Origin of the sequence: Streptosporangium sp. NPDC000509, from assembly GCF_042898365.1 — a bacterium.
Lineage (GTDB): Bacteria > Actinomycetota > Actinomycetes > Streptosporangiales > Streptosporangiaceae > Streptosporangium.
This window is the reverse complement of record NZ_JBIAYX010000021.1, coordinates 110,769-125,418: the sequence shown is the minus strand read 5'-3', so window position 1 is coordinate 125,418 and position 14,650 is coordinate 110,769. Positions and strand designations below refer to the sequence as shown.

10 protein-coding genes and 1 riboswitch are annotated in these 14,650 nt (G+C 73.0%); of the genes, 5 read left to right on the top strand and 5 right to left on the bottom strand.

Features of this window, described 5'->3' with window-relative positions; all coding sequences use genetic code 11:
* Window positions 1-44: 44 nt before the first annotated feature.
* Genes ACFY3D_RS32545 through ACFY3D_RS32530 form a run of 4 tightly spaced genes read left to right on the top strand, consistent with a single transcriptional unit; the run spans window position 45 to window position 3,366 of the window.
* On the top strand, window positions 45-434 hold the full coding sequence (locus tag ACFY3D_RS32545) for a pyridoxamine 5'-phosphate oxidase family protein (RefSeq protein ID WP_389986631.1): 390 nt from the start codon (window positions 45-47) through the stop codon (window positions 432-434).
* Complete coding sequence (gene cbiE / locus ACFY3D_RS32540; RefSeq protein WP_389986628.1) at window positions 427-1,821, top strand: precorrin-6y C5,15-methyltransferase (decarboxylating) subunit CbiE; 1,395 nt, start codon at window positions 427-429, stop codon at window positions 1,819-1,821. Before ACFY3D_RS32545 ends, cbiE begins: the two co-directional genes overlap by 8 nt.
* A complete protein-coding gene (cobM, locus tag ACFY3D_RS32535) occupies window positions 1,818-2,561 on the top strand; it encodes a precorrin-4 C(11)-methyltransferase (protein ID WP_350946222.1) in 744 nt (247 codons plus the stop codon). Before cbiE ends, cobM begins: the two co-directional genes overlap by 4 nt.
* Window positions 2,554-3,366, top strand: a complete 813-nt coding sequence (locus ACFY3D_RS32530; protein ID WP_389986625.1) for a cobalt-precorrin-6A reductase — start codon at window positions 2,554-2,556, stop codon at window positions 3,364-3,366. Before cobM ends, ACFY3D_RS32530 begins: the two co-directional genes overlap by 8 nt.
* Before the next feature lie 65 nt (window positions 3,367-3,431).
* On the opposite strand, the gene ACFY3D_RS32525 is transcribed toward ACFY3D_RS32530, so the two are convergent.
* The 3 genes from ACFY3D_RS32525 to ACFY3D_RS32515 are packed head-to-tail and all read right to left on the bottom strand — an operon-like array spanning window position 3,432 to window position 7,254.
* The gene (locus tag ACFY3D_RS32525; RefSeq protein WP_350946380.1) at window positions 3,432-4,961 is read right to left on the bottom strand and encodes a precorrin-2 C(20)-methyltransferase; all 1,530 of its coding nucleotides are present in this window, start codon (window positions 4,959-4,961) and stop codon (window positions 3,432-3,434) included.
* 20 nt (window positions 4,962-4,981) lie between these two features.
* The gene (locus ACFY3D_RS32520) at window positions 4,982-5,608 is read right to left on the bottom strand and encodes a precorrin-8X methylmutase (RefSeq protein WP_389986622.1); all 627 of its coding nucleotides are present in this window, start codon (window positions 5,606-5,608) and stop codon (window positions 4,982-4,984) included.
* The gene (locus ACFY3D_RS32515; protein WP_389986619.1) at window positions 5,605-7,254 is read right to left on the bottom strand and encodes a precorrin-3B synthase; all 1,650 of its coding nucleotides are present in this window, start codon (window positions 7,252-7,254) and stop codon (window positions 5,605-5,607) included. The genes ACFY3D_RS32520 and ACFY3D_RS32515 overlap by 4 nt, the downstream gene beginning before the upstream one ends.
* Window positions 7,255-7,275: 21 nt before the next feature.
* Window positions 7,276-7,471: riboswitch (cobalamin riboswitch) on the top strand.
* Between the two features lie 245 nt (window positions 7,472-7,716).
* Here ACFY3D_RS32515 and cobN point away from each other — a divergent pair.
* Complete coding sequence (gene cobN / locus ACFY3D_RS32510; RefSeq protein WP_389986616.1) at window positions 7,717-11,418, top strand: cobaltochelatase subunit CobN; 3,702 nt, start codon at window positions 7,717-7,719, stop codon at window positions 11,416-11,418.
* A 121-nt stretch (window positions 11,419-11,539) separates the two neighbouring features.
* On the opposite strand, the gene ACFY3D_RS32505 is transcribed toward cobN, so the two are convergent.
* Complete coding sequence (locus tag ACFY3D_RS32505) at window positions 11,540-13,381, bottom strand: glycoside hydrolase family 15 protein (protein WP_389986613.1); 1,842 nt, start codon at window positions 13,379-13,381, stop codon at window positions 11,540-11,542.
* Between the two features lie 172 nt (window positions 13,382-13,553).
* Complete coding sequence (locus ACFY3D_RS32500) at window positions 13,554-14,489, bottom strand: siderophore-interacting protein (RefSeq protein WP_389986610.1); 936 nt, start codon at window positions 14,487-14,489, stop codon at window positions 13,554-13,556.
* Window positions 14,490-14,650 lie beyond the last annotated feature (161 nt).

Genomic DNA, 14,650 nt, shown 5'->3' with positions numbered 1-14,650 from the left:
CTAGCATGTCGCCCGGTAGAGCGGAATCGGGGAAGGGTTGACTGTTGAAGGATCTCGGGGAGGACCTCCGCGCGTTCTGGCGGGAGCGTCATCTGTGCACGATGACCACCGTGCGCGCCGACGGCACGCCGCACGTCGTTCCGGTGGGGGTGACGCTGGACGCCGACTCGGGGATCGCGAGGGTGATCACCTCGGGTGGCTCGCACAAGGTCCGCCATGTGCTCGCGGCGGGTGACGCTGGGGCGGCCGTCGCGGTCTGCCAGGTGGACGGGCGCCGCTGGTCGACCCTGGAGGGGCGTGCGGTGATCCGTACCGACCCCGAGTCGGTCGCCGACGCCGAGCGCCGCTACGCCGAGCGTTATCGGGTGCCGAGGGAGAATCCCGCCCGCGTCGTGGTCGAGATCCGCCTCACCCGGGTGCTGGGCAATGTCTGAGCCCTCCTCCGCCGATTCCACCGCCGTCGATCCCGCCGTTGTCGTCGTCGGGATCGGAGACGACGGCTGGGCCGGTCTGTCGCGGGCGGCGCGGCGCGAGCTGTGCGCCGCCGAGGTTCTGATGGGCAGCGCCAGGCAACTGCGGCTCGTCCCGGAGATCGGCATCGAGCGCGCTGCCGGGCACGGTGTCGAGCCGGGAGCCGAACCCGGTGGCGACCACGGTGCGAGGTTCGGTGGCGAGTCGGGCGTCGAGCCGGGAGCCGAACTCGGTGTCGACTCCGGTGCGGACCGCGGTGTCGAGCGCGTCGTCTGGCCCTCGCCGCTGCTGCCCGCCCTGCCCTCGCTGCTCGCCGCTCACCGGGGCCGCAGGGTTTGCGTACTGGCCAGTGGCGACCCCATGTTCCACGGCATCGGCACGACCCTGGTGCGGCTGCTCGGCGCCGGACGGGTGCGGGTCCTGCCGCACCCGTCGTCGGTCTCCCTCGCCTGCGCGAGGCTCGGGTGGGCGGCCGACCGTGTCGAGGTGGTCAGCCTCGTGACGCGTCCCGTCGAGGTGCTGCACCCGGTCGTCCACGAAGGCCGTCGTGTCCTGGTCCTCAGTGCCGACGGCCGGACTCCGGCCCGGGTCGCGGCGTTGCTCGCCGCCCGAGGTCACGGCGCGAGCACGGTGACGGTTCTGGAGCGGCTGGGTGGCGCCGGGGAGCGCGTGGTCTCGGGTAGGGCGGACACCTGGTCGACGGCCGTGACCCACGATCTCAACGTCGTCGCCGTGGAGTGCCGCGCGGACGCCGGGACGGTCGCGCTGCCGCGCCTTCCCGGCCTGCCCGACGAGGCGTTCGAGCACGACGGGCAGCTCACCAAGAGCGAGGTGCGCGCGGTCACTCTGTCTCGGCTGGCTCCCGTTCCCGGGGAGCTGCTGTGGGACGTCGGCGCGGGGGCGGGCAGCATCGGCATCGAGTGGATGCGCGCGCATCCGGACAACCGGGCCGTCGCGGTGGAGTCGCGTCCGGACAGGGCGGCGGTGGTGGCACGCAACGCCGCGGCGCTGGGCGTTCCCGGTCTAGACGTGGTGACCGGTGCCGCTCCGGCCGCGCTCGCCGGGCTGGAGACGCCCGACGCGGTCTTCGTCGGCGGCGGGCTGACGGTCGCCGGGATGGTGGAGGCGTGCTGGGAGGCGCTGAGGCCGGGGGGCAGGCTGGTGGCGAACGCGGTGACCGTCGAGTCCGAGGCGGTCCTGGCCCGTTGGCACGGCAGGCTCGGTGGCGACATGGTCCGGCTCGCGGTCAGCAGGACCTCTCCGGTCGGTGGGTTCACCGGCTGGCGGCCCATGATGCCCGTCACGATCTGGACCGTGCTCAAGCCGCCCGCCCTGGAGGAGAAGCGATGACGGTACGTTTCATCGGCGCCGGACCGGGTGCCGCGGATCTCATCACCGTGCGGGGAGCGCGGGCGATCGCGTCCGCACCGGTGTGCCTGTACGCGGGATCGCTGGTCCCCGCCGAGTTGCTGGAGTCGTGCCCGCGGGGCGCGCGGTTGGTCGACACCGCGCGGATGAACCTGGAGGAGATCGTCGCGGAGATGGTCGCCGCTCACCGGGCGGGGGAGGACGTGGCCAGGCTGCATTCCGGTGACCCGTCGGTGTTCAGCGCGATGGCCGAGCAGATGCGGCGGCTGGACGCCGAGGGAGTGCCGTACGAGGTGATCCCGGGGGTGCCCGCCTTCGCGGCGGCGGCGGCGTCGCTGGGGCGTGAGCTGACGGTGCCGGGGGTGGGGCAGACGGTGGTGCTGACCCGCACCTCGGTGCGCGCCACTCCCATGCCCGAGGGCGAGGATCTGGGCACGCTCGGTCGTAGCCGGGCCACGATGGTCCTGCATCTGGCGGTGCAGCGGGTCGAGGCCGTCGCGGCGGAGCTCGTTCCCAACTACGGTGCCGACTGTCCGGTGGCGGTGGTGGCGAGAGCGAGCCGCGACGACGAGGTGATCCTGCGCGGCACCCTGGCCGACATCGCCGGGCAGGTCCGCGACGCGGGGATCCTCCGCACCGCGGTGATCGTCGTCGGACGGGTGCTGACCGCCTCGGAGTTTCCCGACAGTCACCTGTACTCCGCGGCCCGTTGCCGTGACTGACCCCGTGCTGAAGGTCCTGATCCTGGGGGGCACCGACGAGGCGAGGCGGCTCGCCGCCGCGCTCGCCGATCGCCCGCGGACGCACGTGGTGTCCTCGCTGGCGGGCCGGGTGCGTGATCCGAAGCTGCCGGTGGGGGAGGTGCGCGAGGGAGGTTTCGGCGGTCCCGGCGGGCTCGCGGCGTGGCTGGTGGAGCACGGCGTCCAGGTCGTCGTGGACGCCACGCATCCGTTCGCGGCCAGGATGAGCGCCTCGGCGGCCGAGGCGGCGGCCCGTACGGGCCTGCCGTCGCTGATCCTGCGGCGGCCCGGGTGGCGGGCGGCTCCCGGTGACGACTGGCGCTGGGTGCCCTCTTTGGAGGCCGCCGCCGAGTTGCTGCCCTCGCTGGGGGAGCGGGTGTTCCTGACCACGGGACGTCGCAGCCTGCCGGTCTTCGCGGGTCTCGACGGGCAGTGGTTCCTGGCCCGTTCGGTGGACCGGCCGGGGCCGGTGGTGCCGCGACGTCTGGAGGTGCTGCTGAGCCGGGGGCCGTTCACGGTGGACGGCGAGCTGGCCCTGATGCGCGAGCACCGGGTGGAGGTGTTGGTCACCAAGGACAGCGGTGGTGAGATGACCACCGCGAAGCTGTTCGCCGCCCGTGAGCTCGGGGTGCCGGTCGTGATCGTACGCCGTCCGCCGCTGCCCGAGGGGGTGGTCTCGGTGGGGACCGTCGAGGCGGCGCTCGCCTGGCTGGAGAGTGTGAGCGGTCCCGGTGGGGGTGCGGGTGCCGGTTCGGGGCGTCGGGCCCGGCACGCCGGCGAGCGGTGAAGGCCGGACTCGCCCTCACCGCGTGACGGCTCCTCGACGACTGAGGAGGAGCCGTCACGTCCGGGTCAGGCGGGGTAGCGGCGAGGGGTGAACACCACCCGTTCGCCGTCGGCTCGCTCGACCACCCGCGTGGTGGACGAGCCCACCAGCAGCAGGCAGCGCATGTCGATCGCTCCGGGATCCAGGTCGCCGAGGGTGGTGACGGTCATGTGCTCGTCGGCCCCGCCGACGTCGCGGCCGACGACCACGGGGGTCTGCGGCGCGCGGTGCTCGAGCAGCAGGTCCCGCGCGGCGGCCACCTGCCAGGTACGGCTCTTCGAGGCCGGGTTGTAGAGGGCCAGGACGAGGTCGGCCTTCGCCGCGGCGCTGATCCGCTCGGCGACCACCTCCCAGGGTTTGAGCAGGTCCGACAGCGACAGCACGCAGTAGTCGTGGCCGAGGGGCGCACCGGCCCTGCTCGCCACCGCGTGCGCCGCGGTCAGGCCGGGCAGCACCCGTACCGGCACGTCCGCGAACCTCGGCTCGCACGCCACCTCCAGCACCGCGCTGGCCATCGCGAACACCCCGGGGTCGCCCGAGGAGACCACGGCCACCCTCGACCCGGCCGCGGCCAGTTCCAGCGCGTGCGCGGCCCTCTCGGCCTCCACCCGGTTGTCGGTGGGGTGGCGGCGCTGGCGCGGGTTGGGCGGGACGCGGTCCAGGTAGGGGCCGTACCCGACGAGTTCGTCGACCTCGGCGAGCGCCTCCTGCGCCTGCGGGGTCAGCCACGGACGCCCGGCGGGGCCGAGTCCCACCACGACCACCTCGCCGCGCGCCCTCGCCTCGCCCGGGGTCTCGGCTACGGCGGCGGGCGCGGGGCTCGACGCGTTGACGGGGCTGTTGACAGGGCTGGGGATCAGCGCCAGCGAGAAGTACGGGACGCTGCCGGGGTCGACCTCGGCCAAAGGCGCCAGGCGCTGCTGCCCGGTGGTGGCGCGCTCGACGTACCAGGCCTCGTCGAGACGCCCGGCCTCGGCCAGCGCGTCGCGGACCTTGGTGAAGGTACGGCCGAGTTTCAGCACCGCGGCCGAGTCGGTGGCCGCCAGGCGCTCGGCGAGCACCTCGGCGGGGAGCGTCCCCGGCAGCACGGTCAGGACCTCGTCCCGCTCGACCAGCGGGCGGCCCAGGACCGCCGAGGCGCCGCTCACCGACGTCACGCCCGGCACGACCTCGGTGACGTAGCGGTGCGACAGACGCTTGTGCATGTGCATGTACGAGCCGTAGAAGAGCGGGTCGCCCTCGCACAGCACCACCACGTCGCGCCCGGCGTCCAGATGGGCGGCCAGCCGCACCGCGCAGGCGGCGTAGAAGTCGTCGATCGCCCCCTGGTAGCCGCCGGGGTGGTCGGTGGTCTCGGTGGTGAGCGGGTAGATGAGCGCCTCCTCGACCTGCCCCTGCCGCAGGTAGGGAGCGGCCACCGAGCGGGCGATGCTGCGGCCGTGGCGGGCACTGTGGAAGGCGATCACGTCCGCCTCGCCGATCAGGCGGGCGGCCTTGACGGTCACCAGCTCGGGGTCGCCGGGGCCGAGTCCCACGCCCCACAGCCGTCCGGTCACGCGTGTGCTCACGTCGTCGCTCACTCCTCCTCGCTCGCGATCGCGTTGACCGCGGCGGCGGTCATCGCGCTTCCGCCCCGGCGTCCGTTCACGACGAGGTGTTCCAGCCTCGCCGGGTGCTCGGCGAGGGCCTGTTTGGACTCGGCGGCGCCGATGAAGCCGACCGGGACGCCGAGTACGGCGGCCGGGCGGCCCGCGCCCTCCTCGACCATCTCCAGCAGCCGGAACAGCGCGGTCGGCGCGTTGCCGATCGCGACCACCGAGCCCTGGAGCCTGTCGCGCCACAGTTCCAGTGCCGCGGCGCTGCGGGTGGTGCCCAGCCGCGCGGCGAGCTCCGGCACGCGGGGGTCGCCGAGGGTGCAGATCACCTCGTTGCCCGCGGGAAGGCGGCGCCGGGTCACCCCCGAGGCGACCATCGTGGCGTCGCAGAGCACCGGGGCGCCCGCCTGGAGCGCCTCGCGCGCCGAGGCCACGACACCGGGCGACCAGCGCAGGTCGCTCACCAGGTCGACCATCCCGCAGGCGTGGATCATACGGACCGCGACCCGGGCGACGTCTGCGGGCAGGCCGTCCAGGTCGGCTTCCGTGCGGATGGTGGCGAAGGAGCGGCGGTAGATCTCCGCGCCGTCGCGGACGTAGTCGATCACATTTCCCCTCTGGCGGCCGCCACCGCGGCCGCGGTCTCCTCGATGCCGGAGCAGGTCAGGGCGGTGCCGTCCAGTTCCAGGCGGTAACCGTCACCGGTGGCGATCACGTCCGCGACCCGTCCCCTCGGGCGGCCGCAGCGCCTGGCGCAGCCCGCCCAGTGCACGGGGAGCGTATCGGTGCCCGGCCCCATCGTGGACGGCGGGGCCATGCCGAGTTCGCTCCCGGCCGGTGAGGTCGTGGACGGTTCGCCCTTGGACGGCGGCTCACTCCCGGGTGGCGAGGTTGCGGACGGCGGGGCCATGCCGATGGCGGTGGCGGCGTCGGCCTGGACGTCGGCGAGGGATTTGGCGCAGCCGGGGCGGCCGGTGCAGGCCGTCACACCGATCCAGGGGGAGGCGGGGTCGACGACCAGCCCGGCGGCCTCCAGACGGGCGGCCGTGCCCGTGACCTCGGCGCGGTCCAGGCCGGGCAGGACCACACCGCGCCATGGCGTGAGCCGGATCTCCCCGCCCGAGGCGGCGTCGGCGAGCAGCAGTGCCTGCGCGGAGGTCAGCCGCCCCAGGGGGATCGCCACCCCGAGCGCCACCCGCGTGCCCTCGTTTCCTGGACCGTCCGTGTCCCTGTCTCCGTGGCCTGCGGCCTTTCCGGGACCTGTCTCTCCGGTGACGCCGGTTCGGTTCCCTCGCCGGTCCGTGCTCTCGATGACGCCGACCGGCCCGGAGGTCACGACGTGCGGTCTCACCGGTTCGAAGGGGGGCGTGTCGGGGAGTCCGAGAGCGGTTCGCACCCGGGTGGCGATCCGGGAGGGCCCGTCGGGAAGTTCGGCGATCCGCCAGGCGGTGACGTCCCGGGTGGCCAGTTCGTCGAGGAACGCCTCGGCGGCGGCGAGCAGGACGGTCACGGCTTCGTCGAGCGGTACGCGCAGGCCGGTGTCGGTTCCGGCGAGGAGCAACGCGGCCTCGTCCGGTGCCGTGGGCAGGATCGTGGCGTCCGCGCCCAGGCCGGCCACGTCTCCCCGTCCGTCGTCGAGGGCGAACATGAACCGTCCCGGCAGGGTGGCGAGGGCCGGGCGAGCACACAGCCGTCGATCCAGCTCGCCGACCAGAGGGGTGATGTCGGCGATCCCACAGCCGTTCGTTTTCGTGCCGTTCGGAGCATCCCCGCCGCTCGGTCCGCTCGGCCTGCTTGGCTCGTCGATTCCGCCTGGTTGGGCGGGTCCGGTTGGTTTGTTTGGTCTGCCGAATTTGTTTGGTTCGGCCGATCCAGCCGGTCTGCCGGGGTCGTTTGGTTCGGCCGGTCCGTCCACTCCGGTCAGCGGGGAGGCGAGGATGTTGCGGATGCGCTCGTGTGTCGCCGAGGGCAGCAGGCCCGCTCTCGCCATCCGCGCGGCGAATCCGTTTTCCGGACCGCTTCCGGGATTCTCCGGCCCGAGACCGCGCACCTGGACGTTCGCCCGGGAGGTGAGCTCGATGACGCCGTTGCCGTACGCCGTGGCGGCGTCGGCGAGTTCTCGCAGCTGGGAGGGGGTGAGACGACCTCCGGGTACGCGGACGCGGGCCAGGCCGCCGTCCGCGGCGGGGTGGACCTGGAGGGCCCCGGGGCACGCGTCGAGCCGCGATCGTCCGGAAAAGTCGGCAATGGACACTCAGAGGATGTTAATGCCAGTTTCTTGCAATGACCCGGACTGCCGTAGTGTCATCGATGGCGACGGCAAGGGAGGAAGCCGGTGTGAATCCGGCGCGGTCCCGCCACTGTAACCGGGGAGCGAACCCCACCCGGGCCACTGTCCGACGAAGGACGGGAAGGCCGGGGTGAGCACCGATCCGGGAGCCAGGAGACTCCAGCCGTCGTGGCCGACGACGACCCGGGGCGAGGACCCCGAGGGAGGAAGCTCCGTGCGCTTTTCGCCGTTCCCCCGTCACACCGCGACATCGCCGTTCCCCCGCTACGACGCGGCATCGTGGTCTTCCCATTACGACGCGGCATCGCGGTCGCCGCATCACGGTGTCACACCGCCGTTCCCGCGTCACACCGCGACGTCGCCGCTCTCCCGCCGCATCGCGGCTCCCGCGGGCCGTACCGCCACTCCTCTGCTGGAGTGTGGCGCGTGATCCTGCTGCTCTCGACCTCCGACACCGACCTGCTGAGCGCCCGCGCGAGCGGCGCGGACTACCGGCTCGGCAACCCCGCCAGACTCACCGCCGCCGACCTCCCACCGCTGCTGGAGGGCGCCGACCTGGTCGTGGTCCGCCTGCTCGGCGGGCGCCGCGCCTGGGAGGAGGGGCTGGACGCGCTGCTCGCCGGACCCCGGCCCGTCGTCGTCCTCGGCGGCGAGCAGGCGCCGGACGCCGAGCTGATGGAGCTGTCCACCGTGCCCGGCGGGGTCTGCGCCGAGGCGCACGCCTACCTCGCCCACGGCGGCCCGGCCAACCTGACCGAGCTGCATCACTTCCTGTCCGACACGCTGCTGCTCACCGGCCACGGGTTCGCCGCGCCCGAGCCCACCCCCACCTGGGGAACGCTCGCGCGCGAGACGCGCGGCCAGGACGGACCCGTCGTCGGGGTGCTCTACTACCGGGCCCACCACGTGGCGGGGAACACCGCCTTCGTCGAAGTGCTCTGCTCGGCGATCGAGGACGCGGGCGCGCGGGCGCTGCCGGTGTACTGCGCCTCGCTGCGCACCGCGGAACCCGGCCTGCTGGAGGTCCTGCGCACGGTGGACGCCCTGGTGGTGACCGTGCTCGCCGCGGGCGGCACCCGCCCGGCGACCGCGTCGGCGGGCGGGGACGACGAGGCATGGGACGTCGGCGCGCTCGCCGAGCTGGACGTGCCGATCCTGCAGGGGTTGTGCCTGACGAGCAGCCGGGCCTCCTGGGAGGAGAACGACGACGGCCTGTCCCCGCTGGACGCCGCCACCCAGGTCGCGATCCCCGAGTTCGACGGACGGATCATCACGGTGCCGTTCTCCTTCAAGGAGATCGACGAGGACGGGCTCACCGTCTACGTGGCCGACCCCGAGCGGGCCTCGCGGGTGGCGGGCATCGCGGTGCGCCACGCCGCGCTGCGGCACATCCCGCCCGCCGAGCGGCGGCTGGTGCTGATGCTGTCGGCCTATCCCACCAAGCACGCGCGCATCGGCAACGCCGTCGGCCTGGACACCCCGGCCAGCCTGGTACGGCTGCTGGCCGCGCTCCGCGAGCGCGGTTACGACATCGGCGCCGAGGACGAGCTGCCCGGGGTGAGCGGGCAGGACGGCGACGCGCTCATTCACGCGCTGATCGCCGCGGGCGGGCAGGACCAGGACTGGCTCACCGAGGAACAGCTCGCGGGAAACCCGGTGCGCATCGCGGCGAGCCGGTACGCCGAGTGGTACGCCACCCTCCCCGCGGACCTGCGCGCCCGGATGGAGGAGCACTGGGGCCCGGCGCCCGGCGAGCTGTTCGTGGACCGCTCACACGATCCCGAGGGCGAGATCGTGCTGGCCGCGCTGCGTTCCGGCAACGTGGTGGTCATGGTGCAGCCGCCGCGCGGCTTCGGCGAGAATCCCATCGCGATCTACCACGATCCCGACCTGCCGCCCAGCCACCACTACCTGGCCGCCTACCGCTGGCTGGCCGACGGCTTCGGCGCGCACGCCGTGGTCCACGTGGGCAAGCACGGCAACCTGGAGTGGCTGCCCGGCAAGTCGGCGGGCCTGTCGGCCTCCTGCGGCCCGGACGCCGCGCTCGGCGACCTGCCGCTCGTCTACCCGTTCCTGGTGAACGACCCGGGCGAGGGCACCCAGGCCAAGCGCCGCGCCCACGCCACCCTGGTCGACCACCTCGTCCCGCCGATGGCCCGCGCCGACAGTTACGGGGACATGGCCAGGCTGGAGCAGCTCCTCGACGAGCACGCCTCCATCGCGGCGATGGACCCGGCCAAGCTGCCCGCGATCCGCGCCCAGATCTGGACGCTCATCCAGGCCGCCAGGCTCGACCACGACCTCGGGGTCGCCGACCGTCCCCACGACGCCGAGTTCGACGACTTCCTGCTGCACATCGACGGCTGGCTGTGCGAGGTCAAGGACGTTCAGATCCGCGACGGCCTGCACGTGCTGGGAGCCGCCCCCGAAGGGGGGCCGCGCGTCGACCTGGTCCTGGCCATGCTCCGCGCCCGGCAGATGTGGGCGGGTGGCGAGGCGCTCGTCGGGTTGCGCGAGGCACTGGGCCTGGCCGAGGACGGCAGCGCGGGACGGATCGGTGTCGACGACGCCGAGACCCTGGCCCGAGCCCTGGTCGAGGCGATGGAACACCGCGGCTGGGACCCGGCCGCGGCAGGGGAGGTGACCGCCGAGGTCCTGGGCCGGGCCGACGACACCGGCCGCGACGACGCCGGCGCCTCGGCGGGCCCGGCCGGAGTGACCGGCCGGGGCGGCGGATCCGGGGTGCCCGCCGCGGCCGACGTACGCGGTGCGAACCTGGGGGAGGTGGAGCGGATCCTGCGGTTCGCCGCCGTCGAGGTCGTGCCCCGGCTGGCGCGCACCACCGACGAGATCGACGCGATCCTGCACGCCCTCGACGGCGGCTACGTGCCCGCCGGGCCGAGCGGTTCGCCGCTGCGCGGGCTGATCAACGTGCTGCCCACCGGCCGCAACTTCTACTCGGTCGATCCCAAGGCCGTGCCGAGCAGACTGGCGTGGGAGACCGGCCAGGCGATGGCCGACTCCCTGCTGGAGCGCTACCGCGCCGACACCGGCGACTGGCCGCGTTCGGTCGGGTTGTCGGTCTGGGGGACCAGCGCGATGCGCACCGCGGGCGACGACGTCGCCGAGGTGCTGGCGCTGCTGGGCGTGCGGCCGCTCTGGGACGAGGCCTCGCGCCGCGTCACCGGCCTGGAGCCGATCCCGGCCACCGAACTGGGCCGTCCGCGCGTGGACGTCACCATCCGGATCAGTGGCTTCTTCCGCGACGCCTTCCCGCACGTCGTGGCGATGCTGGACGACGCCGTACGACTGGTGGCCGGGCTGGCCGAGCCCGAGGAGCTCAACTACGTGCGGGCGCACGTGCTCGCCGACCGGGCCGAGCACGGAGACGAGCGCAGAGCCACCATGCGCATCTTCGGCTCCCGGCCCGGGGCCTACGGCGCCGGGCTGCTGCCGCTGATCGACAGCCGCAACTGGCGCGACGACGCCGATCTGGCCGAGGTGTACGCGGTCTGGGGCGGCTTCGCCTACGGCCGGGACGTCGACGGTGTTCCCGCCAGGCAGGACATGGAGACGGCCTACCGCAGGATCGCCGTGGCGGCCAAGAACGTCGACACCCGCGAGCACGACATCGCCGACTCCGACGACTACTTCCAGTATCACGGCGGCATGATCGCCACCGTCCGGGCGCTCACCGGCAAGGCCCCGGCCGCCTATGTCGGCGACAGCACCAGGCCTGACGCGGTCCGCACCAGGACGCTCTCCGAGGAGACGTCCAGGATCTTCCGCGCCAGGGTGGTGAACCCCCGCTGGCTGGCCGCGATGCGCAGGCACGGCTACAAGGGGGCCTTCGAACTGGCCGCCACCGTCGACTACCTGTTCGGCTACGACGCCACCACCGGCGTCGTCGCCGACTGGATGTACGACAAGCTGGCCGCGACCTACGTGCTGGACCCGGAGAACCAGGAGTTCATGGCCAGGTCCAACCCGTGGGCGCTGCACGGGATCGCCGAGCGGTTGCTGGAGGCGGCCGGTCGCGGCATGTGGGAGCATCCCGACCCCGCCGTCCTGCGCGATCTGCAGGAGGTCTACCTCAAGTCCGAGGGAGACCTGGAGGGCGGAGTCTGACCGGGGCGGTGCCGCGCTTTCACCGGGCTCCACGGGTTTCACCGTTTCGGCGATGTCCGGCCAGAACCCTTGGCGTTCCTCCCACCCTCGGGGGCGTGGGAGGAACGCCAAGGGGAGCGGCTCAGCCCAGGGCGTGGTCGAGGTTGAACGCGGCGCTGATCAGTGCGAGGTGGGTGAAGGCCTGCGGGAAGTTGCCGAGCTGCTCGCCGGTCCGCCCGATCTCCTCGGCGTACAGGCCGAGGTGGTTGGCGTAGGTGAGCATCTTCTCGAACGCGAGCCGTGCCTCGTCCAGGCGCCCGGCCCGGGTGAGCCCCTCGACGTACCAGAACGAGCAGATCGAGAACGTGCCCTCCTCACCGCGCAGCCCGTCAGGGCTGACGTCGGGGTCGTAGCGGTAGACCAGCGAGTCGGACACCAGGTTCGCGCCGAGAGCGTCGAGGGTCGACAGCCATTTGGGGTCGGTGGGGGAGATGAACTTCGTCATCGGCATCATCAGCACCGAGGAGTCGAGGACGTCGTCGTCGAAGTGCTGGACGAACGCCCGCAGTTCCTCCGACCAGCCGCGCCGCATGATCTGCCGGTAGATCGCGTCACGGGCCAGCTGCCAGCGCGGCGTGTCGGCGGGCAGCCCGCGGTGGGCGGCCATCCGCATGGCCCGTTCGATCGCCACCCAGCACATCAGCCGCGAGTAGACGAAGTCCTTGCGCCCGCCGCGCGTCTCCCACACGCCCTCGTCGGGCCGGTCCCAGTTGGCGCAGACCCAGTCCACCAGGATGTGGACGTCGTCCCAGAGAGCGCTGGATATCGGCCGGTGCCACTTGTCGTAGAGGTAGACCGAGTCGAGGAGGGCGCCGTAGATGTCCAGCTGGAGCTGGTCCACCGCGGCGTTCCCGACGCGCACCGGAGCCGAGCCCCGGTAGCCCTCCAGGTGGGCCAGCTCGATCTCGGGGAGTTCGGTGCGCCCGTCGACGCCGTACATGATCTGCAGAGGGCCCGAGGGCCCGCCGCCGTCGTCGCGGCTGACGTGCCGTGACAGAAACCCCATGAAGGCCTCGGCCTCCTCGCCGAAGCCCAGCCGCAGCAGCGCGTACACGCAGAACGCCGAGTCGCGGATCCAGACGTACCGGTAGTCCCAGTTGCGCTCCCCGCCGATCTGCTCGGGCAGGCTGGTCGTCACGGCGGCCACGATCCCGCCGGTCGGCGCGTAGGTGAGGAGTTTCAGCGTGAGCGCGGACCGGTGCACCATCTCCCGCCACCGGCCCCGGTAGGTCGAGGAGGACAGCCAGTGGCGCCAGTACGCCACGGTCGCGGCGAACTCCTCCTCGGCCTCCTCGATCGGGCACGAGCGCGGCGCCAGGTCGTCGCCGAACCTGTCGAGGGCGAACACCGCGCACTCGCCCTCGCCGAGCTCGAACTCCGAGCGCACGTCCTGGCCGTCCGCCTCCAGGACGGTGCTGGAGGACAGGGCCAGCGACAGCGACGGCGACTCGAAGACCGCCCGCTCCTGGGACAGGCTCAGGACGTGGGGCTGCCTGCCGTAGTCGAAGCGCGGAGCCACCCGGGCGCGGAACGACAGCGACCCGCGCACGCATCTCACCCGCCGGATCAGCCGGTGCCGGGTGTCGTCGGACGTGCCGCCGACGATCGGCATGAAGTCCTGGACCTCGCCCACCCCGTCGGCGGCGAAGAAACGGGTGATCAGCACGTTGGTGTCGGGGAAGTAGAACTGCTTGGTGCTCGCCGGTTCCCGGATGCCCAGCTCGAACGATCCGCCCCGGCTCGCGTCCAGGATCGAGCCGAACACGCTGGGCGCGTCGAAGCGGGGGCAGCAGTACCAGACGATGGTGCCGCCGGTGTCCACCAGCGCGGCGGTTCGCAGGTCGCCGATGAGTCCGTGGTCGGCGATGGGCCGGTATCCGCAGGCGCCCGCCGGATCCTGACGAGCGGATTCCGCTGCCGTCATGTCGGCCTTCTCACGTCGCGAGCGGGGCACCTCACGCCCTCAAGCTACGTGGCCCGCACACCTGCCGGGGTCTCCCCGGCGTCAAGGAGTCGGCAGGTTTCGCGCGGGTGAGGGCAAAGGCGCCCCGGTGAGGGCCATGTCACCGGCGCCGGTGACATGGCAGGGGCCCTGTTCAGGCGCTCTCCGAGCGTCCCAGCCGCCAGTAGCCCATGAAGGCCACCGAGGAGCGGTCGACGCCGGCCTCCTGCACCAGGTGGCGGCGGAGCAGCTTGACCATGCCCGCCTCGCCGGCCAGCCAGGCGTACAGGCCGTCGCCCTGCGGGGCCTCGGGGACCTCCCAGAGGATCTCCGCGTCGACGTCGACGTCCTCCAGCGGGTTCGCGGCGCCGGTGACGGCGCGCTCGGCGGTGAGCGCGCCCAGGGTCTCGCGTACGGCCGGGATGAGCAGGTCGCCGTGGCGGGCTCCCCCGCGGGGCAGCCAGGTGACCTTCACGCCAGGCCGGACGTCGAGCCGGAGCGCGTCGGCGGCCTTCGGGATCTCCAGCAGCGCCGTGGCACGCACGGAGCCGGACAGCGACTCGACGATCGCGGCGATGGCGGGCACGGCCGTCTCGTCCCCGGCGAGCAGCAGGTGCGACGCCCCGGCGGGCGGGGCCCACTCCTGGCCGCCGGTGGGACCGGGGTGCGCGGCGTTGGGGCCGACCACCACGACCCGGTCACCGGGGGAGGCGTGGGTCGCCCATCGGGAGGCGGGGCCGGTCTCGCCGTGCAGGACGAAGTCGACGTCGAGTTCGCGCTGCTCGGGCCGTACGGCGCGGGCGGTGTAGGTGCGGATCGGGTTGCGCAGCTCGTCGGGGAGCGCCCGCCACCGCTGGTACCAGTCGGCACCCTCGCCCAGGGGGGTGATGCTGCCGTCGGGCAGCGGGAGGATCACCTTGATCCGCTGGTCGAAACCGTTGTCGGCGAAGCCCGCCAGATCCTCGCCGCCGAAGGTGACCCGCACGAAGCTCGGGCTGAGCCGCTCCGTCCGCAGGACCGCCACCTGGTGGCCACGATAGGCCGGGACCTCCGCCGCGCGCTCAAGGGTCTGCTCGCCGCCCGCTGTCATCGTGCCGCCTTCACCGAGGGAATGCCGTCCTCAGCAACTTAGCTTTGCCTAACCTTATTGAGCAACCCGTCGTGGCCTGGCGTGTGGCCATCTGATGCTGTCCGCGGCTGTCCGATCCTTTTCGTTCCTGCACGTGCCCAGGTGATCCTGTCCGATCTCCC